The 20,938-nt window shown below is 70.0% G+C and carries 17 protein-coding genes, 1 tRNA gene and 1 pseudogene; 18 read left to right on the top strand and 1 reads right to left on the bottom strand.

Annotated features, from left to right (window positions below; all coding sequences use genetic code 11):
- Window positions 1-136: 136 nt before the first annotated feature.
- From rimP to rpoD, 9 genes are all read left to right on the top strand, one after another.
- Window positions 137-634 (top strand): ribosome maturation factor RimP, encoded by a 498-nt coding sequence (rimP, locus tag NW198_RS02630; protein WP_258339891.1) that lies wholly within the window; start codon window positions 137-139, stop codon window positions 632-634.
- A 10-nt stretch (window positions 635-644) separates the two neighbouring features.
- Entirely contained in the window at window positions 645-1,889 is a 1,245-nt protein-coding gene (gene nusA / locus NW198_RS02625) for a transcription termination factor NusA (protein WP_087315822.1), read from the top strand.
- Between the two features lie 66 nt (window positions 1,890-1,955).
- Window positions 1,956-4,595, top strand: coding sequence for a translation initiation factor IF-2 (infB, locus tag NW198_RS02620; protein WP_258339890.1), 2,640 nt, complete (start codon window positions 1,956-1,958; stop codon window positions 4,593-4,595).
- Between the two features lie 78 nt (window positions 4,596-4,673).
- Window positions 4,674-5,102 (top strand): 30S ribosome-binding factor RbfA, encoded by a 429-nt coding sequence (gene rbfA / locus NW198_RS02615; RefSeq protein WP_258339889.1) that lies wholly within the window; start codon window positions 4,674-4,676, stop codon window positions 5,100-5,102.
- Window positions 5,103-5,110: 8 nt separating this feature from the next.
- Entirely contained in the window at window positions 5,111-6,139 is a 1,029-nt protein-coding gene (locus NW198_RS02610; RefSeq protein ID WP_087315816.1) for a bifunctional oligoribonuclease/PAP phosphatase NrnA, read from the top strand.
- A 2-nt stretch (window positions 6,140-6,141) separates the two neighbouring features.
- Window positions 6,142-7,059 (top strand): tRNA pseudouridine(55) synthase TruB, encoded by a 918-nt coding sequence (gene truB, locus NW198_RS02605; protein WP_258339888.1) that lies wholly within the window; start codon window positions 6,142-6,144, stop codon window positions 7,057-7,059.
- Window positions 7,059-8,330: a riboflavin kinase gene (locus NW198_RS02600; RefSeq protein WP_309147700.1), complete on the top strand. Its 1,272-nt coding sequence runs from the start codon at window positions 7,059-7,061 to the stop codon at window positions 8,328-8,330. The genes truB and NW198_RS02600 overlap by 1 nt, the downstream gene beginning before the upstream one ends.
- Window positions 8,327-10,279 carry a DNA primase gene (gene dnaG / locus NW198_RS02595; protein WP_258339887.1) on the top strand — a complete coding sequence of 651 codons (1,953 nt, stop codon included), beginning with the start codon at window positions 8,327-8,329 and terminating at the stop codon, window positions 10,277-10,279. Before NW198_RS02600 ends, dnaG begins: the two co-directional genes overlap by 4 nt.
- A gap of 43 nt (window positions 10,280-10,322) precedes the next feature.
- A complete protein-coding gene (gene rpoD, locus NW198_RS02590; RefSeq protein ID WP_375378025.1) occupies window positions 10,323-11,681 on the top strand; it encodes an RNA polymerase sigma factor RpoD in 1,359 nt (452 codons plus the stop codon).
- A gap of 199 nt (window positions 11,682-11,880) precedes the next feature.
- Here the strand turns inward: rpoD and NW198_RS02585 are convergent.
- Window positions 11,881-11,955, bottom strand: a tRNA-Asn gene (locus NW198_RS02585).
- A 528-nt stretch (window positions 11,956-12,483) separates the two neighbouring features.
- Between NW198_RS02585 and NW198_RS02580 the strand changes: the two genes are divergently transcribed.
- The 9 genes and pseudogenes from NW198_RS02580 to pyrF all read left to right on the top strand — a co-directional run bounded on the left by NW198_RS02580 (window position 12,484) and on the right by pyrF (window position 20,569).
- Window positions 12,484-13,299: an ABC transporter permease gene (locus NW198_RS02580; protein ID WP_087315925.1), complete on the top strand. Its 816-nt coding sequence runs from the start codon at window positions 12,484-12,486 to the stop codon at window positions 13,297-13,299.
- A gap of 177 nt (window positions 13,300-13,476) precedes the next feature.
- Window positions 13,477-14,175 (top strand): annotated as a pseudogene (locus NW198_RS02575) (ABC transporter ATP-binding protein); the annotation flags it as partial.
- Window positions 14,176-14,208: 33 nt separating this feature from the next.
- A complete protein-coding gene (locus NW198_RS02570) occupies window positions 14,209-15,171 on the top strand; it encodes an S-layer homology domain-containing protein (RefSeq protein ID WP_258340006.1) in 963 nt (320 codons plus the stop codon).
- 164 nt (window positions 15,172-15,335) lie between these two features.
- The gene (pyrR, locus tag NW198_RS02565; protein WP_258339886.1) at window positions 15,336-15,905 is read left to right on the top strand and encodes a bifunctional pyr operon transcriptional regulator/uracil phosphoribosyltransferase PyrR; all 570 of its coding nucleotides are present in this window, start codon (window positions 15,336-15,338) and stop codon (window positions 15,903-15,905) included.
- A gap of 1 nt (window position 15,906) precedes the next feature.
- The gene (locus tag NW198_RS02560) at window positions 15,907-16,842 is read left to right on the top strand and encodes an aspartate carbamoyltransferase catalytic subunit (RefSeq protein ID WP_087315931.1); all 936 of its coding nucleotides are present in this window, start codon (window positions 15,907-15,909) and stop codon (window positions 16,840-16,842) included.
- Window positions 16,826-18,139, top strand: a complete 1,314-nt coding sequence (locus NW198_RS02555) for a dihydroorotase (RefSeq protein WP_258339885.1) — start codon at window positions 16,826-16,828, stop codon at window positions 18,137-18,139. Before NW198_RS02560 ends, NW198_RS02555 begins: the two co-directional genes overlap by 17 nt.
- Window positions 18,136-18,924 (top strand): dihydroorotate dehydrogenase electron transfer subunit, encoded by a 789-nt coding sequence (locus NW198_RS02550; protein WP_087315935.1) that lies wholly within the window; start codon window positions 18,136-18,138, stop codon window positions 18,922-18,924. The genes NW198_RS02555 and NW198_RS02550 overlap by 4 nt, the downstream gene beginning before the upstream one ends.
- Window positions 18,924-19,853, top strand: a complete 930-nt coding sequence (locus NW198_RS02545) for a dihydroorotate dehydrogenase (RefSeq protein ID WP_258339884.1) — start codon at window positions 18,924-18,926, stop codon at window positions 19,851-19,853. Before NW198_RS02550 ends, NW198_RS02545 begins: the two co-directional genes overlap by 1 nt.
- Window positions 19,847-20,569, top strand: a complete 723-nt coding sequence (pyrF, locus tag NW198_RS02540; RefSeq protein WP_204204677.1) for an orotidine-5'-phosphate decarboxylase — start codon at window positions 19,847-19,849, stop codon at window positions 20,567-20,569. The genes NW198_RS02545 and pyrF overlap by 7 nt, the downstream gene beginning before the upstream one ends.
- Window positions 20,570-20,938: the final 369 nt, after the last annotated feature.

Below are 20,938 nucleotides of genomic sequence, written 5' to 3'. Positions count from 1 at the left end.
TGGGAATCTCGTGGAGCCCCATTTGACGCAAAACGAGAAACACCGTAAACTACCTGTGTATTCGAAGCTGTAATCGTAGGAAGTGGGGTGGATCTTTTCGCCCCGCTTCCTTTCTGTATGCAGGTGAGGAGGGTTCATGCCAAAGCAAGGCCTCGAGCAGAAGATCATCGACGCCCTGGAGCCGCTCGCCGCCGAGCGCGGCATCGACGTCGTCGACGTCGAGGTCGTCGGCGCGAGCAAGGCGCCGTGCGTCCGCGTGCGCATCGACCACGCCGACGAGGGCGCGCCCACGATCTCGCTCGACGAGGTCACCGCGGAGACCGCCTGGATCTCCGACGCCCTCGACGAGCTCGACCCCATCCCCTCGAGCTTCACGCTCGAGGTCTCGTCCCCGGGGATGGCCCGCCCCCTGCGCAAGCCGCGCGACTTCGCGCGCTTTGCCGGGCAGACGGTCCAGGTCTCGCTGGCCCCGGGGGAGGGCAGGCGCCGCTACACCGGGACCCTGCTCGGCATCGAGGACGCCACGGTGGCCCTCGAGTGCGACGGGGAGCGCGTCGAGCTCCCCTTCGATGACATCAGGAAGTGCACGATCAAGCCCGACTTCACCGCGTCGGACGCGAAGAAGCAAGCGTGAAAGGATAACCATGGCCTCTGAGATGATGGAAGCCCTCGAGCTCCTGTGCCAGGAGAAGCACATCGACCAGCTCTACCTGATCGACCGCCTCGAGCAGTCGCTCGCCAAGAGCTACACCGACGTGCTGCACCTGCCCTTCGGCGCCCGCGTCACCATCGACCGCCAGACCGGTCGCGTCTACGTCTACGAGCTCGTCCCCAAGGGCGAGGAGGACCCGGAGACCGGCGAGTACGCCGAGTTCGACGAGGTCGACGTCACCCCGCCCGACACGAGCCGCATCGCCGCCCAGCACGCCAAGGCCGAGATCAAGGCCATCGTGCGCAACGCCGCGCGCGTCCAGATCTACGAGGAGTTCTCGCAGCGCGTGGGCGACATCATCACCGGCACGGTGCTGCAGACCACGCCCGACTTCACGATCATCAAGATCCGCGAGGGCGTCGAGGCCGAGCTGCCCCACTTCGACCAGCGCCGCTACCCCGAGGAGCGAAACGAGCGCCCCGCGGGCGAGCGCTACATGCACAACCAGCGCCTCCGCGCGATCATCATCGACGTCCGCGACCCCAACGCGACCCAGCCCGCCGTCCGCGGCGAGCGCCAGCGTCCGCCCATCGTGGTCTCCCGCACCCACCCGGACCTGCTCCGTCGCCTCTTCGAGCTCGAGGTCCCCGAGGTCTACGACGGCATCGTCGAGGTCCGCAGCATCGCCCGCGAGCCCGGCGTCCGCTCCAAGGTCGCCGTCTCCTCCAACGACCCGCACCTCGACCCGGTGGGCGCCTGCGTCGGCCCCAAGGGCAGCCGCGTGCGCACCGTCGTCTCCGAGCTGCGCGGCGAGCGCGTCGACGTGGTCCTGTGGAGCGACGACCCGGCCCGCCGCGTCGCCGCGGCGCTCTCGCCGGCGCGCGTGAGCCGCGTGCTCATCGACGAGGAGAACAGCTACGCCACCGTCATCGTGCCGGACGACCAGCTCTCCCTGGCCATCGGCAAGGAGGGCCAGAACGCCCGCCTCGCCGCGCGCCTCACGGGGCTTCACATCGACATCAAGAACGAGTCGCTCGCCGCGGGGGTCCTGCGCGACCTCTCCCACGTGGTCGCCGAGGACGACCTCGTCGACGACGGCGAGTCCCACCGCTGCGAGTACGTGGGCGAGAACGGCATCCAGTGCCGCAACATGGCCCGTCCCGGCTCGCGCTTCTGCGGCGTCCACGAGCAGATGGCCGGCGTCGAGGTCTCCGACGACCCCGACTCGCTCATCTAGCCCCTCCGTCGCAGCGCACATCGAGAAGAACCCGGGCGCGCCGCCCGGCGTGGGAAGGTAGGTCACATGGCAAAGACCCGCGTACATGACCTCGCAAAGGAATACGGGATGTCGAGCAAGGAGATGCTCGACCACCTCAAGGACATGAAGATCCCGGCCAAGTCGGCCTCGTCGACCCTCGAGGACGCCTACGTGTCCATGGTCCGCAAGAAGCTCAAGCCCATCCTCGAGGCCCGCGCCGCCGAGATCGAGGCGGCCAAGGCCGCCGAGGAGGCCGCCAAGGCCGAGGAGGCGCGCATCGCCGCCGAGAAGGCCGAGGCCGAGCGCATCGAGGCCGAGCAGCGCCGCGAGCGCGAGCGCGCCGAGGAGGAGCGCCGCCGCGCCGCCGCCGAGGCCGCGCGCAAGAAGGCGGAGGCCGAGAAGGCCGAGGCGGAGCGCCTCGCCCGCGAGGAGGCCGAGCGCAACCGCGTGCGCGACAACGCGCCCAAGTCCGTCCCGTCCTTCTCGTCGCTGCTCGACCAGATCGCGCAGCAGGAGGAGGTCCTCAAGCGCCAGGCCGAGGAGGCCGCGCAGAAGAAGGCCGAGGGCCAGGGCGGCCGCCGTCGCTCCGAGGCCCCCGCGCGCCGCGGCTCCGCCGCCGCCTCCGGCCCCGCCTCCGGCCCCGCGTCCGGCCCGGGCTCCGCGCCCGCCGGCGACTCCGGCGACGGCCGTCGCCGCGGCAAGAAGGGCCGCCGCGGCTCCGAGGGCGGCGAGGACCGCTACAGCCGCATGGCCCGCGAGGCCGAGGCCTACAACAGGAGCCGCGTCCTCGAGGAGGCGCGCGTCGCCGTCGAGGAGGCCTCCCGCGAGTCCACCGGCCGCCGCAAGAGGCGCAAGGAGCGCCGCCAGAAGCAGGCGGCCGAGGCGGCGATGGAGCAGCGCATCGAGGAGGCCATCGCCAACGACCAGGACCTCTCGCAGCTCGACACCGTGAAGGTCCCGCAGGGCTCCACCGTCCAGGACCTCGCCGAGCTTCTCGGCGTGCCCGCCAACGACATCATCAAGCGCCTGTTCCTCCTGGGCACCCCGCTCACGCTCACCGAGTCCATGTCCGACGAGCTCATCGAGCTCGTGGCCGACGACCTCGGGCGCGACGTCAAGGTCATGACCAAGGAGGAGGAGAACTCCTTCACGTTCTACGACGACCCGGCCGACCTCAAGCCGCGCCCGCCGGTGGTCACGGTCATGGGCCACGTCGACCACGGCAAGACCTCGCTTCTGGACGCCATCCGCCACACGGGCGTGGCCGAGGGCGAGGCCGGCGGCATCACGCAGGCCATCGGCGCCTCGCAGGTCACCGTGGGCGACCGCAAGATCACCTTCATCGACACCCCGGGCCACGAGACCTTCACGGCCATGCGCGCCCGCGGCGCCAAGGTGACCGACATCGTCATCCTGATCGTCGCGGCCGACGACGGCGTCATGCCGCAGACCGTCGAGTCGATCAACCACGCCAAGGCCGCCGGCGTGCCCATCATCGTGGCCGTCAACAAGATCGACAAGCCCGGCGCCAACCCCGACAAGGTCCGCCAGGAGCTCACCGAGTACGGCATCATCCCCGAGGAGTGGGGCGGGCAGAACATGTTCGTCAACATCTCCGCGCGCCAGAAGATCGGCATCGAGGAGCTTCTCGACACCGTCCTTCTCCAGGCCGACGTCCTCGAGCTCAAGGCCAACCCGGACACCTTCGCCTCCGGCAACGTCCTCGAGGCCAAGCTCGACCGCGGCCGCGGCTCGGTGGCCACGGTGCTCGTGACCCGCGGCACGCTGCGCATCGGCGACGCGCTGGTGGCGGGCCTCTCCTACGGCCGCGTCCGCGCGATGCTCGACCCCAAGGGCAACTCCGTCACCGAGGCGGGCCCCTCCGACGCCGTCGAGATCCTGGGCCTGCAGAGCGTGCCGATGGCCGGCGACGAGTTCCGCGTCTTCCAGGACGACCGCGACGCCCGCGACCTCGCCGACCAGCGCGCCCTCAAGGCCCGCATCGAGGAGCAGAACCGCGTCAAGCACGTCACCCTCGAGAACCTCTTCGACACCATGGCCGACGCCGAGGTCAAGGAGCTCAACCTCATCATCAAGGCGGACGTCCAGGGCTCGATCGAGGCGCTCCAGGACTCGCTCGACAAGATGGACCAGTCCGAGGTGCGCATCAACACGATCCACTCCGCCGTGGGCGCGATCACCGAGACCGACGTCGTCCTCGCGGACGCCTCCAACGCCATCATCATCGGCTTTGGCGTGCGCCCGGAGGCCAAGGCCCGCGCCGCGGCCGAGCGCGACGGCGTCGAGATCCGCACCTACAGCGTCATCTACAAGGCGATCGAGGAGATCGACGCCGCCCGCATCGGCATGCTCAAGCCCACCGAGATCGAGGTCCAGACGGGCACGGCCGAGGTTCGCGACACCTTCAAGGTGCCCAAGGTCGGCATCGCCGCGGGCTGCATGATCGTCGAGGGCGAGATCTCCCGCGACGACCAGGTCCGCCTCGTGCGCGACGGCATCGTCGTCTACGAGGGCAAGATCGCCTCGCTGCGCCGCTACAAGGACGACGTCAAGAGCGTCAAGGCCGGCTTCGAGTGCGGCATCGGCCTGGAGAACTTCCAGGACGTCAAGCCCGGCGACCAGATCGAGGGCTTCCGCATCGACCAGGTCGCGCGCACGGAGTAGTCCCAAGTAGGGACAGGATACTTTTGGGACATCGCGGGGCGGGCGTCAGGCCCGCCCCGACCCGCCAGGGGGCATAGCATGAAGCAGAACCAGCACTCGAGAAGGACCAACGAGCTCGCCCGCGAGAAGCTCGCGAGCATCCTGCTCTTTGAGGTCTCCGACCCCGACCTCGCGCTCGTGACCGTCACGGGCGTGGAGGTCTCGATCGACAAGTCCTACCTGCGCGCCTACGTGAGCTGCGACGCCGACCGCTACGACGAGGTCACGGCCGCCCTGGCGCGCGCCAAGGGCCGCATCCGCTCGCTTCTGGGCCGCTCGCTCAGCTGGCGCGTGACGCCGGAGCTGGACTTCCGCATCGACACCACCACCGACGAGGCCGAGCGCATCTCGCGCGCCCTCGAGGAGGTCCCTCCCACGCTCTTTGTGGAGAAGGACGAGTTTGGCTACCCGGTCGGGCAGGCCGAGAGGGCCGACGAGGCCGGGCCGGCCGAGAAGGACGAGGAGTAGGGGGCCGCATGGGAGGCAGCTGCGAGCGCGCCGGCCAGGACGCGCAGTTCGACGCCATCTGCCGGCTCATCGAGGGGGCGCGCACGATCGCTATCTGCGCGCACACCTCGCCGGACGGCGACGCGCTCGGCTCGGGCCTCGCCCTGGCCGAGGTCATCGAGCGCACCTGGCCGGGCCGCGAGGTCACGGGCCTTCTGGCCGACAACGACGTGGTGCCGAGGATCTACGAGTTTCTCCCGGGCGTCGAGCGCCTCGTGCGCGCCTGCGACTACGAGGGAGCGCCGGACCTCTTCATCTGCGTCGACCTCTCCCAGCCGAGCCGGCTCGCCGACGCCCGCGCCGTCCTGGAGCGCTCCGCGCACGTGGCGGTCCTCGACCACCATCCCTGCGACGAGCCCTGCTGGGACGCCGGCGTGGTGCGCCCGGACGCTGCCGCCGCGGGCGTCATCGTGACCGAGTTCGCGCGCCACGCGGGCTGCGAGCTCACGCCCACGATGGCGCAGAACCTGCTCTGCGCCCTCATGACCGACACGGGCTGCTTCCAGTACCAAAACGCCGACGGCGAGGCCTTCCGCGTCGCGAGCGCGCTCGTGGAGGCGGGCGGCTCTCCTTCCGAGGTCTCGCTGCACGTCTACCAGAGCGACCGCCTGAGCTACCTGCACCTCTCCGCCACGGTGATGGGCCGCATCGTCACCTTCGAGCGAGGCAAGATCGCCTACAGCTACGCCACCTCGGCCGACTTCGCGGCCACGGGCGTGCCCGTGGCCGAGTGCGACGGCCTCGTCGACCTCGTGCGGCGCGTGGACGGCTGCGAGGTGGCGCTCTTCCTCAAGGAGGTGCCCGGCGGCAAGGTGCGCGGCAACCTGCGCGCCAAGTCCGCCCGCGACATCTCCGCCATCGCGCGCGAGATGGGCGGCGGCGGGCACCCGGCGGCGGCCGGGTTCACCGTCGAGGGTGACATCGACCAGGCCCTCTCCACGGTCCTGCCCAAGCTGCGCGCCCTCTACGCCGAGGTGCCCGCGTCCGCGGGGCTCTGACCTTGGCCCGCCGTCCGAGCGCGTTCTCCGCGCTCATCGCCATAGACAAGCCGGCCGGATGTACGAGCCACGACGTCGTCTCCCGCGTCCGCCGCGCGGTGGGCGAGAAGCGCGTGGGCCACGCCGGCACGCTCGACCCGGCGGCAACCGGCGTGCTCGTCGTGGGCATCGGCCAGGCGACCAAGCTCCTGGGCCTGCTCACGCTCGACCGCAAGGGCTACCGCGCCACCTTCCAGCTGGGCGCCGAGACCACGACCGACGACGCCGAGGGCGAGATCACCCGCGCCGCCGAGGTGGCCGCGGAGCTGCTCGACCCGGCGCGGGCGGCTGCAGCGGTGGCGGCCCTCGTGGGCGAGCACGACCAGGTCCCGCCGTCCTTCTCGGCCGTCTCCGTGAACGGGCGGCGCGCCTACGACGCCGCGCGCGCCGGCGAGGCGCTCGAGCTCAAGGCCCGGCGCGTTTGCATCTATGGCGCCGAGCTCAAGCGCGTTGACCCCGAGGCTTGCACCTGGGAGCTCGAACTCGACGTCTCCAAGGGCACCTACGTGCGCAGCATCGCGCGCGACCTGGGCCGCGACCTGGGCTGCCTCGCGCACGTCTGCGCGCTCGAGCGCACCTTCGCCGGGCCCGTCACGCTCGCCGACTGCATGAGCCTCGACGAGCTCGAGGCCGGCGGCGCCGAGCTCGCGCGCGAGCGCTGCCTCGAGCCGGTGGCCGTGCTCGGCCTGCCCGCGCGCGAGCTTTCGCTCGACGAGATCGCCGACGTCTCCAACGGCCGGCGCATCGACGCGGCCGGCGTCGCCCACGGCACGCGCGTGGCCCTCACCCTGGGCGGCGGGCTCGCCGGCATCTGGCGCTGCGACGGGCGCCACCTCGTGTGCGAGACCAACTTCCCCCAGGCCATCGAGGGGGTGCGCTGATGCCTGCACAAAGGGGACGTGTTATTTCGTGCAGACGCTTTGGGACAGGTTTTCCGTCGTCGCTCGACGGCGGCGAGAAGGACCTCGCGTCGGCGCTCCGCGCGCTCTCGCCGGAGCGCCCGCTCGACGACGCCGCCTCCCGCGACCTCGTGCGCGACGCCCTCGTGGCCGCCCGGCCCCTCGCGAGGGTATGTACACCCACCCAGGAGGGTATGTACACCCGGCTTCAAGGTTATTCTCGCAAAACCGCAGGTCAAAGCCTTGGACGAGAAGAACCGACGAGCCGCGGGGTGTACACACCCTCTGGGCGGGGTGTACATACCCTCGACCAGGCGACGCGCCCCCGTGCCGTGTGCGCGATCGGGGCCTTTGACGGCGTGCACCTGGGCCACCGCGCCCTGATCGCCCAGGCGCGCGAGGAGGCGGACGCGCGCGGCGACGAGCTCGTGGTCGTGACGTTCTCGCCCGACCCGTCCGTCGTCCTCGCCCCGAGCCATCCCCAGCGCATGCTGCTGGACGACGAGGCGCGCCTGCGCGCCCTGGGGTCGGCCGCAGGCGTCGACCGCCTCGTCGTCCTGGACTTCACGCCGGGGCTCGCCTCCCTCCCGTACGACCGCTTCGTGCGGGAGACGCTGGGCGAGCTCGTCGACCTCGACTGCATCGTCGTGGGCGCTGACTTTCGCCTGGGCGCCGCCGGCGCGGGAGACGTCGCCGCCCTCTCCGAGCTGGGACGCATTGACGGCTTTGACGTCGTTGGCATGGAGCTCGCCGACGAGGGCGGCGCCCCGATCACCGCCACGCGCATCCGCGCCCTGCTCGCGGAGGGCGCCGTCGAGGAGGCCGCCGGGCTGCTCGGCCGCTGCCACTACGTGAGCGGCACGGTCGAGCACGGCCGCGGCGAGGGCACGGGCTTTGGATTCCCCACGGCCAACGTGCGCGTGGGGGAGGGCGTCGCGCTCCCGGCCGAGGGCGTCTACGCGGGCTACGTCGCCTGCGGGGGCGTCGCCTGGCCGGCCGCGATCAACGTGGGCAAGCCCAGGTCCTTCTCGCCCGGCGAGCAGGGCGAACCCTTCCTGGAGGCCACGCTTCTTGGCTTTAAGGGGAATCTCTACGGCTCGCGCGTGAGCGTGGTCTTTGCGCGCTGGCTGCGCGCCCCGCGCACCTTTGGCTCCGTGGAGGAGCTGGAGCGCGTGGTCCTGGGCAACGTCGACTGGGTGCGAAGCACGCTGGGCGAGAAGAACGTCGAGCTCGCAGGGGAGGTGGCGTCGTGATCACCGACGAGGACAAGGAGCGGGTCCGCCAGGCCACGGACTTCGTGCAGCTGGTCTCCGAGACCGTGGAGCTGCGCCAGCGGGGCCAGGAGTTCTGGGGCTGCTGCCCCTTCCACGGCGAGAAGACCCCGTCGTTCAAGGTGAACCCCGCCACGGGGCTCTGGCACTGCTTTGGCTGCGGGGAGGGCGGCGACGTCTTCTCCTACGTCCAGCGCCGCGAGAACCTCGAGTTCCCGGACGCGATCCGCTATCTCGCGGACCGCGCGGGCATCGAGATCTCCGAGGAGCGCGGCGCTCGGCGCGGGCCCCGCAAGACCCGCCTCATGGAGGCCCTCGGCGATGCCGAGGCCTACTACCACCTCATGCTCATGCGCGGGCGCGGCGAGGGGCCCGACGCCGCCCGCCGCTACCTCGCGGGCCGCGGCTTTGGCTCGGACGTGTGCCGGCGCTGGGGCCTGGGCTTTGCGCCCGGGCACGGCCAGCTCGTGGCGCAGCTGCGCTCCAAGGGCTTCTCGACCGCCGAGCTCGTCTCGGCCGACCTCGCCTACGAGCGCTCGGGCCGGATCGCCGACCGCTTCTTCGACCGCGTGATGTTTCCCATCCACGACGAGCTGGGCCGCACGATCGCCTTTGGCGGGCGCATCCTGGGCGCCAAGCGCGACGGCGTGGCCAAGTACGTGAACACGCGCGACACGCCCGCCTTCAACAAGGGCAAGCACCTCTTTGCCTACGACCGCGCCAAGGAGGGCATGGCCGCCACGGGAGAGGCCATCGTCTGCGAGGGCTACACCGACGTCATCGCCATGCACGAGGCGGGCTTCACCAACGCGGTGGCCGCGCTCGGCACGGCCTTTCGCCTCGACCACGTGCGCCTCATGGAGCGCCAGCGCGTGAGCCGGATCATCTGCATGTTCGACGGCGACGCCGCCGGCCAGCGCGCGGCGGAGCGGGCGGTGCGCTACCTCGACAAGACCTCGGCGGCTCTTCTGTGCGTGGTGCTGCCGGGCGGGCAGGACCCGATGGAGTACCTGGCCGACCACGGCGCCGAGGCGCTGCGCCGCGAGCTCGCCGGCGCCCGCCCGCTCATGGACTTCGTCTTCGAGAAGCGCCTGGCGGGCCACGACCTCACCTCTCCCGGCCGGCGCGTGCGCGCCCTCGAGGACATGGCGTCGCTGCTCGCGCCGCTCAAGCGCTCGGTCCTTCTCGACGAGTACGCCACGCGCCTGGCGGACACCCTGGGCATGGACGTCGCCGAGACCAAGCGGGCCATCCGCGAGGCCAAGGTCGTGGAGCTCGACGAGGAGCGCCCCGCGCGCGCCTCGCAGGCGCCCGAGCGCCCGAGGAGAGGGGAGCCCCGCCGCGCGGGCCGCGACGCCACGACCTTCTCACCCGACGCCGACGAGGACGCCGCGCCCGACGACTACGTGCCCGCCGAGGCCTACGAGTCCGCCGCCCCGGCCCCGCCCGCGACCTCGATGCGGGCGCTCTCGGCCGACGAGCGCATGCAGGTGACGGCCGAGCGCGAGCTGCTCTGCGCGATGGCGCAGCGTCCGGACGCCCTGCGCGCCTACGAGGAGCGCATCGCGTCGCTTTGCTGGTCGGACGCCCGGCACGAGGCGATGGCGTGGGCGATGCTGTCCACGCCGCGCGGGACGAGCCCCGCCGAGGTGGTCGCCGCCGCGACGACGGTCACGCCCGACGCACCGCAGATCCTCTCGGGCGGGCGCGTGATGGACGAGAGCGAGCTCACGGACACCGAGAAGCTCGATCTCATCGTCGACAACGCCGAGCTGTGCTCGTGCCGCCGCAAGATCCGCCAGATCCGCGTGGAGCTCTCGGGCTCCGCCGTGCCCGACGACCGCTCCGAGGCCCTCTTCCAGGAGGCGACCGAGCTGCAGCGCCGGGTGGGGGAGCTCTCGAGGAAGATATCGTCGGTTTCCGCCGACTGATTTTGGGTATACTTCTGACCGTTATTGCGTCGAAGGGACATACGTGGCTGCTACCAAGAAGACCAAGCAGGAAGTGAAGCTCTCCGAGGAGCTGGCCAAGGCCGCCGACGAGATCTCGAACGCCGCCAAGTCCGGCAGCGTCAGCGAGGAGGACGTCCAGGCGGCGCTCCATGACATCGACGTCGACGCCGACGAGCTCTCCGACCTCATGGACGCCCTGCGCGCGCGGGGGGTCGAGGTGGGCGCCGCGAGCGCCGCGCCGGAGTTTGCCGTCGACGATGACGACGCCTCGGTCGACGACGACTTCGACGACGACGTCGAGGGAGACTTCGCCGACGACGAGGAGGGCGAGTCCGAGAGCGCCGCGGAGGCCAAGGCGGTGAAGGAGGCCCTGCGCTCCGTCCCCAAGGCCAAGGCCGCCAAGCCCAAGCGCTCCAGCCGCGCCCGCGCGCGCCGACAGGACACCTCCACCGTCATGCTTACCGGCGACCCGGTGCGCATGTACCTCAAGGAGATCGGCAAGGTCGACCTGCTCACGGCCTCCGAGGAGGTCCACCTCGCCATGAAGATCGAGGCGGGCACCGACGCCACGGCCAAGCTCGAGGCCGCCGAGGCCGGCGAGCTCGAGCTCACCCGCGCCGAGCAGCGCCGCCTCATGCGCATCGAGCAGGTGGGCCTCGACGCCAAGCAGCAGCTCATCTCCGCCAACCTGCGCCTCGTGGTCTCCATCGCCAAGCGCTACGTGGGCCGCGGCATGCTGTTCCTCGACCTCATCCAGGAGGGCAACCTCGGCCTCATCCGCGCGGTCGAGAAGTTCGACTACACCAAGGGCTTCAAGTTCTCCACCTACGCCACGTGGTGGATCCGTCAGGCCATCACCCGCGCGATCGCCGACCAGGCGCGCACCATCCGCATCCCGGTGCACATGGTCGAGACCATCAACAAGCTCATCCGCGTCCAGCGCCAGCTGCTGCAGGACCTCGGGCGCGACCCCACCCCCGAGGAGATCGGCGCCGAGATGGGCATGAGCCCGGACCGCGTTCGCGAGATCCAGAAGATCTCGCAGGAGCCCGTCTCCCTCGAGACGCCCATCGGCGAGGAGGAGGACTCCCAGCTCGGCGACTTCATCGAGGACTCGAGCGCCGTCGCGCCGCCCGAGGCCGCGTCCGACTCCATGCTGCGCGAGCAGCTCGACCAGGTGCTCGACGGCCTGGCGGACCGCGAGCGCAAGGTCATCAAGTTCCGCTTTGGCCTCGAGGACGGGCACCCGCGCACCCTCGAGGAGGTGGGCCGCGAGTTTGGCGTCACGCGCGAGCGCATCCGCCAGATCGAGTCCAAGACGCTGGCCAAGCTGCGCCACCCGAGCCGCAGCGGCCGCCTGAAGGACTACATGGAAGACTGAGCGGCTTACGGCCCCGGCTTCGACCGGGGCCGCTTTTTGCCGCGGGTAGGCGAGAAGGGCGCGAACCCGCCCGCCCGGATGGTGCGCGCCCAACGGCGGGGGATGTGCGCAGCGCCGACGGTGGGGGGCGACCTTATCTCCTGCGGCGGCGCATAACAAATCAGGCCACCGGGAAATGCCCGATGGCCTGCGAGTTTACTGGCTCCCCGGGTAGGATTCGAACCTACGACACGCTGATTAACAGTCAGCTGCGCTACCACTGCGCCACCGGGGAATTGGTGGGGTGCGTTTGCACAAGAGAAGAGTATACAGATGCCGCGACGAGTTGCAAGCGAGATTTTGGATTTCTTCTCGTCGGGTGGCGCGGTGCGTGGGTATGGGGTCAATGGGACTAGGAGAGCGTTGCGGGAATGGGGGCCAGGGCGCGCCGGGGAGCTCTGATCGTTTCCAAATTGAGGGCTGTGGCAAATGGGCTCACGTCTATGTTGGCGATATGGAGCCGGAAGGGGCCCAAAGTCCTGACATAGGCCCCAATCAGGCAACATTTGAACCCCGTTCGACCTCGGCCTTCCCGCGGGGGAAGGCCACAGACGCCGCGCCTCTGCCACGACCCAAATAATCGCCATGCTCTTCTCGCCATCTGTGCCCTGACCGCAAAAGGTGCAACGCGCATCATCGAGGCGCTCGAGGCCGGTCCCCGCCCTTCCGCAGCCTCTGCCGTTTCTATGACCGCCTACGTGCTGTGATAGGATTTCTGGACAGGCAAATGCACCGAGGCTACCTGGGAGGTACGTCCAGCCATATGTCCTCAACAGCAGAGAAGGTCACGCACGTCTCCGACAACGTGGCAAAGGATCGCTTCATCCTCCAGCAGCTCGTCACCAAGGACTTCAAGCTGAGATACCGCCGCTCCGTGCTGGGCGTCGTCTGGAGCGTGCTCAACCCGCTGCTCATGATGATCATCATGAGCTTCGTCTTCTCGTACTTCCTGCGCGGCTCCTCGGTCGAGAACTACCCGCTGTACCTCATCGTGGGCAACATCACCTTTGGCCTCATGAACGAGGCCACCACCGGCGGCCTGGGCTCGATCATCGGCGCGGCGCCGCTGCTCAAGAAGGTCAAGGTGGACCGCTGGGTCTTCCCGGTGCAGAAGGTGCTCTCCGCGATGATGAACTTTGGGTTCTCGCTCATCGCCGTCGTGGTGGTCATGCTCTTCTTCCAGGTGGTCCCCACCTGGCACATCGTCTGGATGATCCCCGCGCTGCTCTTGCTCATGGTGTTTTGCATCGGCATCAGCCTGCTCATCGGCGCGGCGGCGGTCTTCTTCCGCGACATGATCCACCTCTGGAGCGTCGCCATCACCGCCTGGACCTACCTCACGCCCATCTTCTGGGACCTCTCGCTGCTCACCAATGCCGGCGCGCCGCAGTTTGTCATCTGGGTCGTGAAGCTCAACCCCATGTACAACTACCTCGACATGATGCGCTGCGCGATCGTGTACCAGGCAAGCCCCGGCGCCACGGTGCTGCTGCTCGCCGTCTTCTGGGCGCTGCTCGCCCTGGCGCTCGGCCTTCTCGTCTTCCGCAAGACCGAGCACAAGTTCATCCTCTTCATCTAGGACGCTAGGACGGGACCCATGTCTGACACCATCGCAGAGCCCATCGCAGCCGAGGACGCCCCCGTCACCGAGGACGTCACGGACGCCGTCGCCGCAGACGCCGCCGCCGCGGACGCCGCCACCGAGGCCGCCGCCACCGAGGCCGCCGACTACGCCATCGAGGTCAACGACGTCTCGATGATCTTCAACATCGCCAGCGAGCAGCTCAACAACCTCAAGGAGTACTTCATCAAGATCATGAGGCACGAGCTGTTCTTCAAGGAGTTCCGTGCCCTTGACCACGTGAGCTTCAAGGTGGGCCGCGGCGAGGTCGTGGGCCTCGTCGGCACCAACGGCTCCGGCAAGTCCACGATGCTCAAGTGCATCGCCGGCGTGCTCGAGCCCTCCGAGGGCTCGATCGTGGTCCGCGGCAACATCGCGCCGCTCATCGAGCTCGGCGCCGGCTTCGACCTCGAGCTCACCGCGCGCGAGAACATCTACCTCAACGGCGCCCTTCTCGGCTACACCCGCGAGTTCATCGACGAGCACCTCCAGGAGATCATCGACTTCGCCGAACTCGAGGACTTCATGGACATGCCCCTCAAGAACTACTCCTCGGGCATGGTGGCCCGCATCGCCTTTGCCATCGCCACGGTGACCGAGCCCGACGTCCTCATCGTCGACGAGACCCTCTCGGTGGGCGACGTCTTCTTCCAGCAGAAGTGCGAGGACCGCATCAGGAGCTTCATCGACTCCGGCAACGTGACCGTGCTCTTTGTCTCCCACTCCATGTCGCAGGTGGCGCGCATCTGCGACCGCGTCATCTGGATCGAGAAGGGCGTCATGCGCCGCGACGGCCCGGCCAAGGAGGTCCTCGGCGAGTACAGCGCCCAGTTCGACCCGGCGGCGGGGCAGGGGGGCGAGAAGGTCGTGGTCGAGCGGCTCGTCGCCGACGCGCCCGACGCCCTTCTCGACGCCGACCGTACGACCGGCCTCATCCCGGAGCGCGACGAGGCCGGCAACGCCAACCGCTTCTTCGTGGCCCACACCGGCGCGCCCATCGCCGTCCCGGCCGTGCGCTACCAGGTCAAGCGCGGCAACGCCTACCTCTACCCGGTGCTCGACCCGTCCCTGTACTCCGTCGTCTACATCAGAAACGAGGAGGGCAAGATCGTGCGCGAGGCCGTCGACGAGGGCACCTACACCGTCGAGATCGACCTCGCCGACGCCGCCCGGACGCGCTACCAGCTCGTCTCGACGTCCTTCTCCTTCACGGTGCGCGACTTTGGCCACTACGACGACGTGGACTCGGCGGCGTGGTACTCGATCGCCGTGGAGCGCGCCTACGACCTCTACTTCCTCGACGACACCCCGGACAACCGCCTGCGCCCCGACGAGCCGGTCAGCCGCGCGGACGTGGTGGAGCTCATGTGGCGCATGTCCTTCGGCGCGCCCGAGCCCGTGGGAGGTCCGGCCTGCTCCGTCTCCCCGGAGCGCGCCTTCACGGACGTCTCCGGCGGCGAGCCCTTCGCCGAGGCGCTCGCCTGGGCCCTGCGCGCGGGCGTCGTCCTCGCCCCGGAGAAGCCCGGCCCCTTCCGGCCGGACGACCCCGTCACCCGCGAGGCCTTCGCCTGCATGCTCGCGCGCCTCGCCCGCTCGCGCGGCGCCTACGTGGCCCCCTCGCTCGACGCGCTCGCGAGCATCTCCGACGCCGACGCCATCTCCGGCTGGGCCCTGGAGTCGGTGGCCTGGGCGGTCGCCGGCAAGGTCATGGGCAACGGCGGCACCGTCAGCAGCGGCGCGCTCGTCAGCCGCGCCGAGGCGGCGTCGATGGCGGTGAACTACCAGCCGCAGGCCCTCGACGGCCACAACCGCCTCACCAACCCCCGCTAGCGGCTCTGCGCCCACGCCGGCCCCCACATGGTGTACACTGGGGAGGATTTTTAAGCCGGTGCGAGACGCCAGCAAGGTCGGTCCCTCGGGACGCTTCTCATAGCCTTATCTCGACGTCCTCGCCGGCATCCCGGCAGGACGTCTTTTTGTGAGAAGGGAGTCCCATGGAACAGCCACAGCTCAAGGCCCAGATCATGGACGAGCAGGCCATGAGCCGCGCGCTCACCCGCATCGCCCACGAGATCATCGAGAGAAATGAGGGCGCGGGAAGCATCGCGCTGGTGGGCGTCGTGCGCCGCGGCGCCGCGCTCGCCCCGCTGCTCGCCGACGAGATCGCCAAGATCGAGGGCACCCGACCGCCCGTGGGCACGCTCGACGTGAGCTTCTACCGCGACGACGTGAGCCGCAAGATCGCGCCGGTCGAGTTTGGCACCGACATCCCCTTCGCCGTCGACGACCGCGACATCGTGCTCGTGGACGACGTCCTCTACACCGGCCGCACGATCCGCGCCGCGCTCGACGCCCTCATCGACCTCGGGCGCCCCAGGACCGTCCAGCTCGCCGTCATGATCGACCGCGGGCACCGCGAGCTGCCCATCAGAGCCGACTACGTGGGCAAGAACGTCCCCTCCTCGCACGAGGAGGACGTCCGCGTGACCATCGTCCCCTACGACGAGGCCAACGCGGTCGAGATCTGGACCAAGCCCGCCGAGAAGAACGGAGGCGACCGCTAACATGCTGTCAGTCAAGCACCTCATCGACACGACGAGCCTGACCGCCGACGACATCACGCAGATCCTCGACACGGCGCGCTCGTTCTCCGAGGTCAACAAGCGCGCGATCAAGAAGGTCCCCGCGCTTCGCGGCCGCACGATCGTCAACCTCTTCCTCGAGCCGTCCACCCGCACCAAGAGCTCCTTCGAGCTCGCCGAGAAGCGCCTCTCCGCGGACAGCCTCTCGATGGGCGGCGCCACGTCCTCGGTGGTGAAGGGCGAGAGCCTCGCCGACACCATCGAGACCATCGACGCCATGAACGTCGACATGTTCATCTGCCGCGCCAAGCTCGCCGGCACGCCGCAGAAGATCACCGAGCACACCGACGCCATCGTCATCAACGCCGGCGACGGCAAGCACCAGCACCCCACCCAGGCGATGCTGGACCTCTACACCATCCGCGAGAACTTCGGCCACCTCGACGGCCTCAAGGTCGCCATCGTGGGCGACCTCTCCCACAGCCGCGTGTGCGGCTCGCTCGTGCCCGCGCTCAAGACCATGGGCGCCGACGTCACGCTCGTGGGCCCGCCCACCTTCCAGGTGGACGACCCCGACTACTACGGCGTCCCGCAGACGGCCGACCTCGACGCGGTCATCCCCGAGATGGACGTCGTCTACATGCTGCGCGTCCAGCTCGAGCGCATGGAGGGCGCGGCCATCCCGTCCCGCCGCGAGTACAACCGCCTCTGGGGCCTGGACATGGCCCGCGTGAACAGGATGAAGCCCGAGGCCATCATCTGCCATCCCGGCCCCATGAACCGCGGCATGGAGATCAACGCCGACGTCGCGGACTGCGCGCGCTCGCGCATCCTCGACCAGGTGAACGCCGGCGTGCTCACCCGCATGGCCGAGATGTACCTGCTTCTGGGAGGAGAGAACAATGGCGTATCTGCTTAGGGGCGCCCACGTCGTCGACCCGCAGGTGGGCCTCGACGACGTCCGCGACGTTCTTATCGACGGCGACAAGATCGCCGAGGTGGGGGAGTCCCTCGAGGCCCCCGAGGGCGCGGAGGTCATCGACGCCTCCGGCAAGTACCTCGTGCCCGGCCTCGTCGACATGCACGTTCACTTCCGCGACCCGGGCTTCGAGTACAAGGAGACCATCGAGACCGGCGCGCGCGCCGCGACCCACGGCGGGTTCACCGACGTGGCCACGATGCCCAACACCGACCCGGTGACCGACAACGGCGCCGAGGTCCGCTACCAGATCGACCGCTCGCGCCACGCCGGCCTGTGCCACGTGCGCCCCATCGGCGCGCTCACGGTGGGCGAGAAGGGCGAGACGCTCGCGGAGATCGGCGACATGGTCATGGAGGGCGCCGTGGCGTTCTCCGACGACGGCCACGGCGTCCAGAGCGCGGGCATGATGCGCACCTGCATGGAGTACGTGAGCCAGTTCGACAAGGTCGTCTCCGCGCACTGCGAGGTCGAGTCGCTCACCACGCACGGCGTGATCAACGAGGGCCGCGCCTCCACGCGCATGGGCATGTTCGGCTGGCCGGCGCTGGGCGAGGAGCTCGAGATCTACCGCGACATCGAGCTCTGCCGCATGACGGGCTGCTCGCTGCACATCGCCCACATCTCCACCGAGAAGGGCCTCGAGCTCGTGCGCGCCGCCAAGGCCGAGGGCCTGCCCGTGACCTGCGAGGTCACCCCGCACCACCTGTTCCTCAGCGAGGAGGACATCACCGACGCCTACGACACCAACCTCAAGATGAACCCGCCCCTGCGCACGGCCGCCGACGCCGCGGCGCTGCGCGAGGGCATCCTCGACGGCTCGATCGACTGCGTCGTGACCGACCACGCCCCGCACGCGCCGCACGAGAAGGACTGCGAGTGGGAGATCGCCTTCTTTGGCATCGTGGGCCTCGAGACGTCGCTGCCGCTCATGCTCACCAACCTCGTGCTGCCGGGCAAGATGAGCTGGTCTCGCCTCGTCGAGGTCATGGCCGTGAACCCGCGTCGCTGCCTGCGCCTGCCCGAGGTCAAGCTCGAGGCCGGCTCCACCGCCGACCTCACGCTCATCGACCCGGCCGCCGAGGTCACGGTCACCCCGGACTGGCTCCAGAGCCGCTCCAAGAACTCCGCGTGGCTCGGCGCCACGCTCACGGGCGCCGCGTGCGACGTCTTCGTCGCCGGCCGCCACACGCTCACGGACGGCGTGGTGACGCCGGTCAAGCGGGTGCTTCGATGAGCGCCGGGCTTGACGTCCACGACTTCGCCGTCGTCTCCAACGAGCCGGCAGCAGACGGGCTCATGCGCATCGTGTTCTCCGCGCCCGAGCTCGCCGCCGCGCTCGCGCCGGGGCAGTTCGTGAACGTCCGCGTGCCCGGGGACGCGAGCCAGATCCTGCGCGTCCCGCTGTCCTTCAGCCACGCGGACGCCGCGGCCGGCACCGTCGAGATCGTCTATGCCGTCGTGGGCGACGGCACGCGCCGGCTCGCCGCGATGGCGCCGGGGCAGGCCTCCACGGCCGTGGGCCCCTGCGGCAACCCCTGGCCGGCCGTCGAGGGCGCCCGCCGCGCCTGCGTGGTGGCCGGCGGCGTGGGCATCACCCCCGTGGTGGCCTGCGCGCGCATGCTCGCCGAGCGCGGCGTCTCCTTCGACGCCGTCGTGGGCGCGCAGACCGCCGGCAGGCTCTGGGGCGTCGACGTCCTCGAGGGCCTCGGCGCTCGCACCGTCGCCGTCACCACCGACGACGGCACCGCCGGGCGGCGCGGCTTCACCACCGACGCCCTGTCTGAGCTGCTCGCCTCCGGAGGCTACGACGTGGTCTACGCCTGCGGCCCAGAGGTCATGATGGCCGGCGTCGCGCGCCTGTGCCGCGAGGCCGGCGTGGCCTGCCGCGTCTCCATGGAGCGGATGATGAGCTGCGGCTTTGGCGCGTGCGCCACGTGCAACGTGGCCATGGCCGACGGCACCTACAAGTCCTGCTGCAAGGACGGCCCGGTTTTCGACGCCGAGGAGGTGGCGTGGTAATGGGACAGAAGAACGTGAGCATGGCCGTCGACCTCGGCGGCATCCGCATGCAAAACCCCGTGAACACCGCCTCGGGCACCTTCGGCTTTGGCTCGGTCTTCGAGGACTTCTTCGACGTGGCGCGCCTCGGCGCGATCACGCTCAAGGGCTGCTCCGCCGAGCCCTGGGCCGGAAACCCCGCGCCGCGCATGTGCGAGGTGCCGAGCGGCATGATGAACACCGTGGGCCTGGCCAACCCCGGCGTGCGCGGCATGGCAGAGCAGTACGGGGAGTACCTCGCTGGCCTCGAGGAGCGCGGCTGCCGCGTCATCGTGCAGGCCGCGGGCCACTCCGTCGAGGAGTACGTGGCCGCCGTCGAGCTCATCGAGCAGCATTGCCCTTGGGCGAGCGGCGTCGAGATGAACATCTCCTGCCCCAACATCGCCCGCGGCGGGGCCCTGGTGGGCGGCACGCCCGAGAGCGCCGCCGAGGTCGTGCGCGCGGTGCGCCCGCGTGTGCGCCGGCCGCTGCTCGTGAAGATGGCCCCCGTGCGCGTGCCCGAGATCGCGCGTGCCTGCGAGGCCGAGGGCGCCGACGCCCTCTCGCTCATCAACACCATCAACGGCATGTCCATCGACGTGCGCACCCGCAGGAGCCGCCTCTCCAAGCCCACGGGCGGCGTCTCGGGCCCGGCCATCCACGCGATCGCCGTGCGCATGGTCTGGGAGGCCGCACAGGCCGTCAAGATCCCGGTCAACGGCATGGGCGGCGTCGCGAGCTGGCAAGACGCCGCCGAGATGATCCTCGCGGGCGCCACCTCGGTCACGGTGGGCACCGCGAGCTTCTACGACCCCCGCTGCGCCGCCGACGTGGTCGACGGCCTTGCCGCCTGGGCGGCCGAGCAGGGCGTCTCCGACATCAACGAGCTGATTGGAGCCTTCGAATGCTGACGTACGAACAGGCGAGCGACAAGGTCATCATCGCGCTGGACTGCTCGAAGGAGCGCGCCTTCGAGCTCGCCGACCTTCTCGGCGGCAAGGCCACGTGGGTCAAGGTGGGCATGACGCTCTTCTACGCCGAGGGCCCCTCGATCGTGGACGCCATGCGCGAGCGCGGCCTGCGCGTCTTCCTCGACCTCAAGGTCCACGACATCCCGTTCCAGGTCCAGGGTGCCGTGCGCGCCGCCTCGCTCACCGGAGCGGACATCCTCTCCATCCACGGCCTGGGCTCCTCCGCCATGATCGCCGCCGCCCGCAAGGGCGCCGAGGAGGCGGCCGAGCAGCGCGGCGGGGACCGCACCCGCCTCGTGGCCATCTCCGTCCTCACGAGCATGGACCAGGCGGCGCTCTCCGAGATCGGCGTGGAGTCACCCGTCGCCGAGGAGGTCGCGCGGCTGGCGAGCCTCTCCTACGGCGCCGGCGCCGACGGCATCGTGTGCTCCCCGCAGGAGGCCGCCGAGATGCGCGCCCTTCTCGGTCCGGACGCCCTGATCGTCACGCCCGGCGTCCGCCCCGCGGGCGCCGAGGTGGGCGACCAGAAGCGCATCGCCACGCCCGCGGCCGCCGTCGCCGCCGGCGCGTCCAAGCTGGTCATCGGCCGTCCGATCACGGGCGCCGAGGACCCGGTGGCCGCCTTCGACGCCATCTGCGCCGAGCTCATGGCCTAGGGCGGGTCGTCTTCCCGGGGAAGGTGCGGCGTCCGGACGGTTTGGGCCCGAAAAGCGTCCGGTTGCCGCACCCACCCCAACAAGGTGCGGCGTCCGGACGGTTCTTCTCGTCAAATCGACCGTTTGCCGCACCCACTCCAACAAGGTGCGGCGTCCGGACGGTTTGGGCCCGAAAAGCGTCCGGTTGCCGCACCCACCCCAACAAGGTGCGGCGTCCGGACGGTTCTTCTCGTCAAATCGACCGTTTGCCGCACCCACCCCAACAAGGTGCGGCGTCCGGACGGTTCTTCTCGTCAAAGCGTCCGGTTGCCGCACCTCTCACGGGCCGTTTTGTGGAGGATTGCCCCTGAGCTGCACCTTTGGTGAAGA

The sequence above is a fragment of the Thermophilibacter sp. ET337 genome, assembly GCF_024733715.1.
GTDB lineage: Bacteria > Actinomycetota > Coriobacteriia > Coriobacteriales > Atopobiaceae > Thermophilibacter.
Note: the sequence above shows the minus strand (reverse complement) of the source record. Positions and strands in the feature narration are given on the sequence as shown.